The organism is Aquirufa sp. ROCK2-A2 (assembly GCF_054558485.1).
Genome location: NZ_JBPXKA010000016.1, coordinates 1 through 11,915 on the forward strand (window position 1 = coordinate 1; position 11,915 = coordinate 11,915).

Consider the following 11,915-nt stretch of genomic DNA (forward strand, 5'->3'; position numbering starts at 1 on the left):
TGACAATGCGCATAGGGTATGTGCGTCAGGGTCAAAGAAAATAGCCGAAAGCGTAGTGAAAATCGGTCAGCTTGCTGATTCGTCTTGGATTAACTGGCAGAAAATAAGTTTTTTTGTTTCTTTTTTTTTAAAAAAAAGAAATGCCATGGAAAATAAATTAACCAATAAATGGCAATGCTATATCGAATGTTGAAGCAATAATGAATATTTCAACCCTTAATTCGCATTATTACCTATTACCTTTTACCTATTACCTTTTACCTATTAAAGTATCTCAATATCCACCCTTCTGTTAATCGATCGACCTTCATCGGAATCATTGGAAGCTTTAGGTTTCTTAGAACCATATCCTTTGGTTTTGATTCGTTCTGTCTTGATACCTGCGCCCAGAAGATAGGTTTTCACCGCATCAGCTCTGTCTAATGACAATTTTTGATTGATTTCATCCGATCCGGTATTATCCGTATGTCCGCTGATTTCAATAACCAAATTCATATTTTCACTTAATACGGAAACAATACGTTTCAATTCTGGCTCCGATTCTGGCTGCAATGCTGCTTTGTTTAGCTCAAAAAACAAGTTGTTGATGGTTACGCTAGAACCTTTGGCAATGGGTGCCATTACCAAATCTTTTTCATCTAATTCTAAATATCGCCCTCTAATTTTACTTAAATCAATATTAAGAGAACTTGGGATAAAACCTTTGGCTTTGGCGGTAATTCCATAATTAACACCATATGGTAAAACCAGTTTATAGATACCTGTATTGGGGTCTGGCTTGGCTATACCTATTGTTTTGCCTGTGGATAAATCTTCATAGCTAATGCTTGCATCCTCGGGTGCTTTACCGCTATTTGGATTAAATACCTTGCCGGATACTAATACGACAGCCTCTGATTGCTCAGACGAACCTAAACGCGGACTCGATTTAGCATTTTGTTGTACCAAAAGTGGGGCATCCTCTTTGGGCATCGCTGGAGTAATTTTTTCTTTGTTGGAATTGGCATCAGAATTTTCAGCTGATTTATTTGATTTGGTTACATCTTTTTCTGATTTGTTATTGGTCTTTTTAGCGATGATCGGCTCTTCCTTAACGGTTTCTTCTTGGTTGAACTCGGATGTTTTGAAACGGAATATATCTTTTTTTCCAAGGCTATTTTTGCCAGACAGAAAATAGGCATAATCGCCTTTCGCTGAAAGGGAATAATAAGCATCGTAATCTTCCGTATTGAAGGGTTCTTCCAAATGCAAAGCCGTTCTCCAATTCAACCAATTATCATCTATTCTTCTCGCCATGTAAATATCATGACTCCCTTTCCCTCCTGGTCGATCAGATGAGAAATACAAAGTTTTACCATCAGCAGCTAAAAATGGGGTTGTTTCAGAATAATCGGTGTTGATTTTTCTGCCTAAATTTTCAGGTTTGGACCATTGGTCGTCTTCTAAAAAGCTCACATATAAATCATCATTTTCGCTATTTTTCTTTTCCGAAAACGCCAATAATAAAACCTTTCCATCCATACTTAAATAAGCATATTCATTTTTCCCTTTGCTCATTTGTTCGTATTTCGGAATCTTTAATTTTTCAGGGATGGTCCATCCAGTGGCCGTTTTTTTCGAGATAGAAAATCCACGAGTTTCATATTGCCCGTTTACGTAGGCACCTTTGACTAAAATCGTTTGGCCGTCTGGAGAAATAGAAAGAATGGTATTGTATTGATCTCGGTTTAAAATATCCGACATTCTTTTTGCTGAACTCCAAACCCCACCCATCAATTCACTAAACCAAATATCTTGTGAACCAGCAACGGTTTCTGTTCCCAATGCACCAAATTTATTTTGTGGGTGATTTTTTCTGCCGAAATACAGGGTTTTTCCATCGGGTGCCATCACGGGATTCAATTCCGAATAAATCGAATTGACCGCTGTACCCAAATTTTCTGCCAGGGGAGCAGTTTGGCCTAAAAGGCAAAATCCATTGAATAAAAGGAATAAGGAAAGGTATTTATGCATTTTTGTGGTAGTTTTTTATCCTCTATAAATCCATTTTTTCTCCATTTTCTCAGGAGCATATTTCAACATATATTCCACCATCGCCTCAGGATCTGTGTCGATGTGCAGGGCGTCCAAATTGGCTTGCTTAAGAAAGCCTTCTTTCACCATGTGGTCCATTTGTTGAATCAATAAATCGTAATAATGATTAATATTTAAGATTCCAATGGGCATTTCATGCAAATCCAATTGCTTCCACGTTAAGATTTCAAATAATTCATCCATGGAACCAAATCCTCCCGGTAAAGTAATCACGGCATCGGCTTTTTCTGCCATGATTTGTTTTCGGGTATGCATCGTTTCCGTTACAATGCATTCTTGAATTCCTTTGTGTTTTACTTCCCAAGGCTCCATGAAGGATGGAATAACTCCGATACATTCGCCATCTAAACGTAAAAATTCATCAGCCAAAACGCCCATTAGTCCCACACTTCCTGCACCGAAAATGATTTTACAATCATGCTTTTTCAAAGCTTGTGCCAATTTTTTTACTTCATTTTCATAGATGCTGTTGTAACCTTTGGAAGAACCGCAATAAACTAATACATTTTTAGACATGGTGTGTTACTATTTCAGATAGGGCTTTGGAAAATTCTACAAAACTAAACGAAAAATTCGCTTCTTTTTGTATCCGTTCAGAAGAAACATGGTTGCCTCCTGTAACCAACAAAGCCATTTCGCCTAGGAATACTCGTAGTATCCAAGCAGGAACAGCGGGCAAAAAAAGTGGCCTGTGCAATTTTTTGGCTATTATTTGCGTCATTTCTTTGTGTCGTATGGGCTGCGGAGCGACGGCATTAAACACCCCAGTTAAAGAATTATTTTCGATACAAACCTGAAAAATTTCTACTAAATCTGATAAATGAATCCAGGATTGCCATTGTCTGCCTGTCCCTAAAATCGTACCAACTCCCCAACGGATAGGCCTCGCCAACACAGGAAAAATGCCTCCTTTTCCCGATAACACCAGTCCTATTCGAATTTTTATGGTTCGTATGCCTAGGTCTGCTATTTGATCAACGGCCTTTTCCCATTGTTGGGTACAATCTGCCAAAAAATCATTTCCGGCTGGACTTTCTTCCGTACAAATTTCTTCTCCAGAATCGGCTCCGTAAAATCCAATGGCGGAGGCTGAAATAAACGATTTTACTTGGTGTGGCGTGGATGTTAACAGCTTTACTAATAACTGTGTACTTTCTACCCTTGATGCGATTAATTCCGCTTTACGGGATTTGGTCCAAGGTTTATCTGCTATACCTGCTCCGGCTAAGTGAACGATGCAATCGATGCCATCTAGGGTGTGGGAATCGATGGATTGTTGTTCAATATTCCAAGTGTAATCACCGCCTTTACGGGATAGGATTTTGACTTGATGTCCGTTTTGTACCAAAAAAGCATGTAATTCTTTTCCGATAAATCCCGTTCCGCCAGTGATTAAAATGTGCATTAATTTCCTTTTTTAATCGCTTGGTAAATAACTTCGTTAATTCCCGTGCGAATGTTTAAATCACTTATCTTACTATTATTTCTGGTTGGATAAACGCGGTTGGATAAAAATACGTAAACCAAATTGCTCACAGGATCAATCCATGTATAAGTGCCCGTAAAGCCCGAATGTCCGAAACTTTCTTCACTTGCAGAAGCCGCAGCGGAAACACCCGCTTTTTTTCGATCAGGTTTATCAAATCCAATTCCTCTTCTTGAATTTTCTGATTCGGAAAATGGATAGGAGGTCCACGTTTTCATGGTTTCTGGTTGAATAAATTGTTGTCCTCCATAATAACCTTTCTGTAAATACATTTGCATCAATTTTGCTAAATCATTCGCATTTCCGAATAATCCCGCATGACCTGAAATCCCATCCAATAAGGCCGCTCCTTCATCATGTACTTTTCCATGAATCAATACTTTTCTGAACAAGGAATCATATTCGGTAGGAATAATTCTAGACAATGGAAAATGTTTGTCGGCTTGGTAAACCAATGTTTTTGCCCCTAACGGCGCATAAAATGTGCTAGTTAAATATTCAGGCCAAGTTTTGCCAAACATTTTATCGCTTAGTTGTGGCAATAAATAATAAGATAAATCCGAATAAACATATTCTTTTTTCTCTCTTAAAGGCGAATCAATGATGGCTTGCGTAATTTGCCCTTTCAAGGTTTTATGTGCCCAAAGGTTGGCCGTCACTTGCGTAGGAAAATCCTCTGATTTCGCATACGATAGGGTTCTTGGTTTCCAACGAATAATTTCATTGGCATAATTCACCGTGCTATCCCAAAGTTTGGGATTTTTTTCAATCAATTTTTTTAACCTCTCCTCTCCTTGTGCCTTGTTGACGTACTTTTCAACATAGGTAAATTTCATATCTTTTTTGGCATAGGTAGCATTGAATTTTTTACTTCTCAAAATCATTTCGGTGCTATCTATGTAATCTCTCCAAAAAGGAATCCAAGCCTTTAACCTTGCTTGATGAGTCAATACATCGATGTATTTTAATGGACCCTTGTTGGTTTTGGCCAAGGCTGGGATAAATTCATCCATGGTTTCATTGACATTGAAACGACCTTCATCTTGCCATTTCATCAAGGCTGGTACCGAGGTACTTATTTTGGTAATGGAGGCTAAATCAAAAATGTCTGATTTGTTTAAAGGCACTGTCGACTCATAAGTGGGCGTCCCAAAAGCTTTGTGGTAAATCACTTTGCCTTCTTTGGCAATTAAGACCACTACTCCGGGTGCGCCTTTCACTTGGATGGCTAAATTGGCTAAGGAATCAACATTTTTGGTCAAATATTTACCATTGATACCAACCGATTCAGGAAGTACATTGTACTGCAAACGGCCCAAACTTGGACTCATAATTCCTAAATTGCGGTAATATTCTTTGTTTAAAGTAACAGGAAATTTGCCTTCGGCAGGTAAACCTCCAAAAATCACTTCTGCGGCTACTTCCATTTGCGGAATACCTTCTTGCAAAGTGCTAATCAATGCTCCCGCGTTTTTAAGGCTATCAAATTTGGTCAATGTCATGGCATTGGCAAAATGCACGACCACAGTTTTAGCATTCACAAAACGATTGACCAACGTAATAATAGAAGGCTTGAGGTTGTGATTATTCGCTGGGCGAATCGAAATACCATGAATACCCATTAAAACGGTCGTATAGTTTTTTAAGGTATTTTCAATTCGATTGATTGTTGTATCTGCACTGGTTTCATCCAAATAGTAATGATCCATTTCTAGGTAATTTTCGGCCATTTTTTGGAATTCGGTGGGGAATTTTTGACCATAATTGGGCTTTCCTATGGCTAAGGTGGCTATTTTTCTTTTGTCCAAATTCCTCAATGGAACCAAATCTTCTGGATTTTTTAATAAAACCAAGGATTTTTCCGCCAATGATTTATTCAAAACTTCTGCAGCTACTGGGTTCAAATCCTCAATCAAATGGTCAATTTCAATCGGTTGATAGGCTTGTAAATCGGCCCAGGCTTTGGCATTTAATATTCTTTTTACTCGAATATTTAATTCTTCTTCCGTGATTTCTCCATTGACAATGGCTTTTTTGATGGCATTAAATGCCGCAGGCACATCCACAAATGTTTCTAAAATATCGTTGCCCGCCAAGAATGCTTTCACATTCGCGGTTCCTTCTGGAAACATTTTCGTGGCCCCTTTCATGTCCATGGCATCGGTAAACACCAATCCATTGAACTTCATTTCCTCTCTTAGAAGGCCATTCACAATTGGGCGGGATAATGTAGAAGCTAAACTAGCGGTGGTATCCAAACTGGGGATATTTAAATGCCCGACCATTACCCCTTGTAAACCATTGTTAATCAGCTCTTTGTAAGGATATAATTCCAAACTATCCAAACGATTTCTGGAATGAGTCAAGACAGGAATATCATAATGAGAATCCACACCCGTATCTCCATGGCCAGGAAAATGCTTAGCCGAAGTAATGATGCCGCCTTTTTGTAAACCACGCATGTAGGCAAGGGCTTTTTGGGTAACTAATTCGCGATCTTCGCCAAAAGAGCGGAAATTAATCACTGGATTTAAGGGATTATTATTGACATCAACTACGGGTGCATAATTGATATGAACACCCATTCTTTTGCATTGTTGGGCAATTTGGTAACCCATTTTTTCAATCAATGCATCATTTCCTTGAATCGCACCTAAGGTCATTTGGTAAGGATATCGAACGGTAGAATCTAAACGCATATTTAAGCCCCATTCTAAGTCCATGCCGATAAACATGGGTACTTTCGACATGCTTTGGAGCTTATTTACCAATCGAGCTTGGTTGGTAGGATAACCAGCAAAAAACACAAATCCCCCCACATGGTAATCGCGTACGATGGAGTATAAACGAGTGGTATCGTAGCTTGGATTGGAATTCGCACGAGGCATTAAGACTTGACCAATTTTTTCATCTAAGGAAAGCGAGTTAAACACAGAATCCACCCAGTTTTGGTGATTGTGGGTAAAAAGGGAAGAGGGGGCTTGACTATTGGATTGAAAACTGATTAATAGCAGGATGCAACTGAAAATAGAAGAAAGCCTTTGAAATAATTTCATAGTGATGTGAATAAACGAAGTATTGGTAAATTAAAGTAAAAATAGAAAATAAAAATTGAAAATGAATTGTAAATTTGCGTTTCAAAAATAGATGAACGTATGAGAAAAAAGATTGTTGCAGGAAACTGGAAAATGAATAAGACAGCTTCTGAAGCTTTGGAATTAGCGAATGAAGTTAGCCAATTAGTGAAATCAGATGTGTCGGCAGATGTACAAGTGATCATGGCTACGCCAGCTTTGTATTTATCGGAAGTAAATAAATCCATTGAAGGTATCGCAAATTTAGCTGTTGCTGCTCAAAATTGCCATGAAAAAGCATCTGGAGCTTATACAGGTGAAATTTCTGCAGCGATGTTGGCTTCTGCTGGAGTACAATATGTCATCTTAGGGCATTCCGAACGCCGTCAATATTTCCAAGAAACCAATGCTCAATTAGCGGCAAAAGTAGATGCTGCTTTGGCGAATGGATTAACGCCTTTGTTTTGTTGTGGAGAAAGTTTGGAATTGCGTGAAGGTGGCGACTTTTTGGAATATGTAGCTCAACAATTAACAGAAAGCTTGTTTCATTTATCAGCTGACGATTTTTCAAAAATCGTGATTGCTTATGAGCCTATTTGGGCAATTGGAACAGGATTAACAGCCTCTTCGGCACAAGCACAAGAAATGCATGCATATTTAAGAGCACATTTAGCGAAACAATACGGTCAAGCAGCTGCGGATGCTTGTTCCATTTTATATGGAGGAAGTTGCAATGCACAAAATGCACAAGAATTATTTGCTTGTGCAGATGTGGATGGTGGATTAATCGGTGGCGCTTCTTTGAAGGCTGGTGATTTCATTACCATTGCTACTTCGTTTTAATTTTAGTATTTGTGTACTTTGTGGAAAAAACTAAATACTAATTTTTAACACAAAGTACACAATTCATACCTTATACATCATAACCTCCGCTTATCCCAAAATAAGTTCTCATTCCAACCAATCTTAGTAGTTTTGATTTCATTTTGATTGGGTCGCTATGTATTTAACTAAGTATGTAAAAAAATCTATTGCTATTCTGGCAATATCGAGTTTCGTTTTCCATGTTCATGGGCAAAGTGCTGTTCAAAGTACGGCTCCCATCAAATTATCACTAGCAAAAGCGGTGGATATCGCATTGTTGCACAATTTGAATGTAAAATCATATCAGGTGAATCTGCGCAATGCAGAATTGCAATATCAGCAGTCCAAATACAATCAGTTACCAAGTGTCAATGGTAATATTAATCAAGCAGCTAGTTTTGGCCGTAGTATCAACCCTTATACCAATGGGTATGATTCTCGAAACATCAATTACAATAACGTGGGTGTAAATGCGAATGTGACCATTTTTAATGGTGGGCAGTTGAAAAACAGCATTTTACAAAACGATTATAATTTAAAGGCTACCCAAGAGGATTTACAAGCCATGCGCGAAAATATTTCCATGCAAGTGGTCCTTTCTTATTTGACCATTTTAAATGCAGAAGATCAATTGTCCATTGCAAAAACGCAAACGGGGATTACCAAATTGCAAATGGAAAGAACGCAAAAATTGGTCGCTGCGGGTTCTTTGCCTCAATCCAACGTGTTGGACTTAAAAGCACAATTGGCCAATGAGGAGTCGAATGTGGTTTCTTTTCAAAGTAATTTAGACATCAATAAACTGACCTTGCTTCAATTATTAAATGATTCCAGCATTGCAGATTTTCAATTAGACCGAATTTCGGTTCCTGTGCCAAGTTCATCCTTATATGAATTGGGAATAACTGAAATTTACGCGAAAGCCCTAGAATCTCAACCATCTATCAAAGCTGCCGAATTTCGAGTGAAAGGAGCTGACAAAAACATTGATATTGCGAAAGCCTTTCGATTACCGACTTTATCCTTAAGTGGAAGTTGGTCTGCCAATCAGAGTAATGCCTTAAAATCGGTTCAATACTTAGGAACCCAAGATGTTACTTTAGGAAATGTTCAAGTAGGCGGAGTTAATTATCCGATCATTGCTCAACAACCGAAATACGGAGAAGGTCAAACGGTGGATTATTTTGAGCAAATTAATAATACGCAAAATAAGGTTGTTAGTTTGAATTTAAACATTCCGATTTTCGCTAAATATCAAAACAAGACAAGGGTTTCACAAGCAAGTTTGCAGAAGGAAAGTGCTGAATTAGAAGCGAGCAAAGCTCGATTAACTTTGCGTCAAAACATTGAGCAAGCGTATGTCAATATGACGAATGCAGCTAAAAAATACGATGCATCGGTTGATCAAGTTTCTGCCTTGGAGGAATCATTTCGTTCTGCAGAAAGTAAATTTAGTGCGGGCACCATTGATTTTGTGAGTTACAATTTACAAAAAACGAATTTGGACAAAGCGAAATTGAGTTTGGTTCAAGCTAGATATGATTATGTATTTAGAACCAAAGTTTTGGATTATTATCAAGGAAAAAATTTAACATTTTAATCGAAAAATATTTTACAAATGGCAAAGGGAAATAGCAAAAAGACTTGGTTGATTATCGGCGGGATAGTGGTAGTCGTATTTTTGGGCTTATTTACAGCAAAACAAGCGGGTTGGATAGGAAAAGTTGAGCCAACGGAGGTGGAATTTACGAAAGCAAAATTGGCGACTGTTATTGAAAAAGTTTCTGCTTCAGGAAAAATACAACCGGAAGTGGAAGTGAAAGTTTCACCAGATGTATCGGGGGAGATTGTTGCCTTGAATATTACGGAAGGGGATTCGGTGGTTGCAGGACAAGTATTATTGAAGATTCGTCCAGACAATTATGTATCCTTATTAGCTAGAGCGGAGGCGCAAGTAAATTCCATGAAAGCGAGTGAAGAGCAAAGCAAAGCGGTTTTGGCACAAAGTGAAGCTAGGTTGGGCAAGGCGAAGATTGATTATGATAGAAATGTGAAGTTGCACAAAGATAAAGTGATTTCGGATTCAGATTTTGATCAATTTGCTTCGGCTTATAATGTAGCGAAACAAGATTTAGAGTCGGCCAAAGCCAATGTAAAAGCATCGAATTTTAATGTTAAAAGTTCTGAGGCGGCATTGAAAGAGGCTAAAACCAATTTAACTAAAACGACGATTTACGCGCCACAGAGTGGGATTATTTCCAAATTGAATGTTGAATTAGGAGAGCGTGTGGTAGGAACCTCACAAATGGCAGGAACGGAAATGTTGCGCATTGCGAATTTGAACAACATGGAGGTACGTGTAAATGTGAATGAGAATGACATTACAAGGGTTAGTTTGGGAGATACGGTAATGATTGATGTGGATGCTTATACATCGAGCGAGCGCAAGTTCAAAGGAGTGGTGTATGAGATTGCGAGTTCTGCTAATTCTACGGGAACGAGTGCGGCGGTGAGCAATGATGCGGTAACTGAGTTTGAGGTAAAGATTCGAGTATTGAGAAGTTCTTACAGTGATTTGATCAAAGGTAAATTATCGTATCCATTAAAGCCCGGTATGACGGCTTCTGTGGAGATTTTGACCAACAGAAAAGACGGAGTATTAACGGTGCCATTGGCGGCAGTTACAACGAGAGAGATTGGTGGAGAAATAAAAGAGGAGGCTAAAGGAGGCAACGGTAAACCGGAGGGTGAAAATTCAGAAGAAGAAAAAGAAGAAGATGCTCAAACAGCAAAAGCGCGTAAAGAGAAGACAAAAGAAGTGGTTTTTGTGAGTGAGAAAGGCAAGGTGAAGATGATTGAAGTGAAGACAGGGATTTCGGATTTTGAGAACATTGAAATTGTTTCTGGCTTAAAAGCTGGCCAAGAGATTATTTCAGGCCCTTATGCGACGGTTGCCAAGAAGTTGAAAGATGGAGAGTTGGTGAAGAAGAAGGATGGTAAAAAGTAATGATGAATTATGAATCATGAATTATAGTTTTTTAATTAAAAGGTAATAATGACACTATCCCATAAACTGTGTAAGTAAAAAACAGGGGCTTCGGATTTGCTTTTAAATTCGGAGCCTTTTTTCAAATATAGCCAAAAATTGATTCAAAATAATTCCCCAGTTGTGAATTGGCATACCCCATTTCTTGGTGGCTTCGTTGATTGCTAAATAAACGGACTTCATTAGTGCGTCATCTGTGGGAAACGAGAGCTTATTTTTGGTGTACTTACGGATCTTTCCGTTCAGGTTTTCAATCAGATTCGTCGTGTAAATAATCTTTCTAATTTCGAGAGGAAAATCAAAAAAGACGGTTAGTTCATCCCAATTGTCTTCCCAAGAGCGAATAGCGTAAGGATATTTCTTACCCCATTTAAGGCTAAAGTCTTTGAATGCGGCTTCAGCTGCTTGTTTGGTAGGAGCATCATATATGTGTTTCATATCGCGCGAGAACTCTTTTTTATCCTTCCAAACCACATAGCGACAAGCATTGCGAATCTGATGAACAACACAAATTTGCGTTTGAGATTCAGGAAAAACTGCTCGGATTGTTTGCGTGAAACCGTTTAAGTTATCTGTTGCCGTAATTAGGATATCCTCAACGCCACGGGCCCTTAAATCCGTTAATACCCCCATCCAGAAGCTTGAACTCTCATTTTTTCCTAACCACATTCCAAGTACCTCTTTGCGTCCGTCTCGATTTAATCCAATGGCTAAGTAGACTGTTTTGTTTACGACCTTGGAATTCTCTCGAACCTTAAAAACAATCCCATCCATCCACACCACTAAGTATACCGCATCAAGTGGGCGATTCTGCCAGGCGATAGAATCCTCCACAATTCGCTCTGTGACACGTGAAATAGCCGAGGTAGATAGTTCGAACTGATAGATCTCTTTAATCTCTTGTTCGATGTCACTCACGCTCATTCCTTTGGAATAAAGCGAAACAATGAGGTTTTCAACACCTGTAGAATACCTGCTTCGTTTAGGAACCAGTATAGGATCAAAGCTGGATTCTCGGTCTCGTGGAACCTCAATTTGGGTTTCTCCAAATTCAGTTTTAATCACCTTTTTCTGCGTGCCATTACGAGCATTAGAACTAGGTGTTTTTTCGTACTTGTCGTAGCCCAAATGAGCATCAAGTTCTCCTTCAAGAATCTTCTCCAAGCCTCGCTTGTGAATATCTCGTAAAAAAGCTTGGAGTTCTTCTCCAGTCTTAAGTTGCTTTAAGAAAGCATCTGTTAATGAATCTTGTGTTTTCAATTCCATCTCATTAATGTTTAAATGTAAAAAAAAAATAGTGAAGGCCGAAACCAACACTATTTTTCACTTACACACTTTTTGAGATGGTGCC

At 38.6% G+C, this 11,915-nt stretch carries 9 protein-coding genes; 4 read left to right on the forward strand and 5 right to left on the reverse strand.

Features of this window, described 5'->3' with window-relative positions; genetic code table 11:
* Positions 1-193, forward strand: a 193-nt coding sequence (locus V7S76_RS13170; protein ID WP_459510609.1) for a hypothetical protein, incomplete at its 5' end; no start/stop codon positions are given.
* Positions 194-264: 71 nt separating this feature from the next.
* On the opposite strand, the gene V7S76_RS13175 is transcribed toward V7S76_RS13170, so the two are convergent.
* Genes V7S76_RS13175 through V7S76_RS13190 form a run of 4 tightly spaced genes read right to left on the reverse strand, consistent with a single transcriptional unit; the run spans position 265 to position 6,636 of the window.
* Positions 265-2,013: an OmpA family protein gene (locus tag V7S76_RS13175; RefSeq protein ID WP_459510610.1), complete on the reverse strand. Its 1,749-nt coding sequence runs from the start codon at positions 2,011-2,013 to the stop codon at positions 265-267.
* Positions 2,014-2,028: 15 nt separating this feature from the next.
* On the reverse strand, positions 2,029-2,610 hold the full coding sequence (locus V7S76_RS13180) for an LOG family protein (RefSeq protein ID WP_459510611.1): 582 nt from the start codon (positions 2,608-2,610) through the stop codon (positions 2,029-2,031).
* Positions 2,603-3,499, reverse strand: coding sequence for a TIGR01777 family oxidoreductase (locus tag V7S76_RS13185; protein ID WP_459510612.1), 897 nt, complete (start codon positions 3,497-3,499; stop codon positions 2,603-2,605). The genes V7S76_RS13180 and V7S76_RS13185 overlap by 8 nt, the downstream gene beginning before the upstream one ends.
* Positions 3,499-6,636, reverse strand: coding sequence for a glycoside hydrolase family 3 N-terminal domain-containing protein (locus V7S76_RS13190; RefSeq protein WP_459510613.1), 3,138 nt, complete (start codon positions 6,634-6,636; stop codon positions 3,499-3,501). Before V7S76_RS13190 ends, V7S76_RS13185 begins: the two co-directional genes overlap by 1 nt.
* A 99-nt stretch (positions 6,637-6,735) precedes the next feature.
* Here V7S76_RS13190 and tpiA point away from each other — a divergent pair, with 99 nt between their 5' ends.
* From tpiA to V7S76_RS13205, 3 genes are all read left to right on the forward strand, one after another.
* Complete coding sequence (tpiA, locus tag V7S76_RS13195; RefSeq protein ID WP_459510614.1) at positions 6,736-7,497, forward strand: triose-phosphate isomerase; 762 nt, start codon at positions 6,736-6,738, stop codon at positions 7,495-7,497.
* Positions 7,498-7,654: 157 nt separating this feature from the next.
* A complete protein-coding gene (locus tag V7S76_RS13200) occupies positions 7,655-9,118 on the forward strand; it encodes a TolC family protein (protein ID WP_459510615.1) in 1,464 nt (487 codons plus the stop codon).
* 18 nt (positions 9,119-9,136) lie between these two features.
* A complete protein-coding gene (locus V7S76_RS13205) occupies positions 9,137-10,525 on the forward strand; it encodes an efflux RND transporter periplasmic adaptor subunit (protein WP_459510616.1) in 1,389 nt (462 codons plus the stop codon).
* A gap of 102 nt (positions 10,526-10,627) precedes the next feature.
* Here the strand turns inward: V7S76_RS13205 and V7S76_RS13210 are convergent, their stop codons facing one another.
* Positions 10,628-11,824 carry an IS256 family transposase gene (locus tag V7S76_RS13210; RefSeq protein ID WP_459508595.1) on the reverse strand — a complete coding sequence of 399 codons (1,197 nt, stop codon included), beginning with the start codon at positions 11,822-11,824 and terminating at the stop codon, positions 10,628-10,630.
* Positions 11,825-11,915 lie beyond the last annotated feature (91 nt).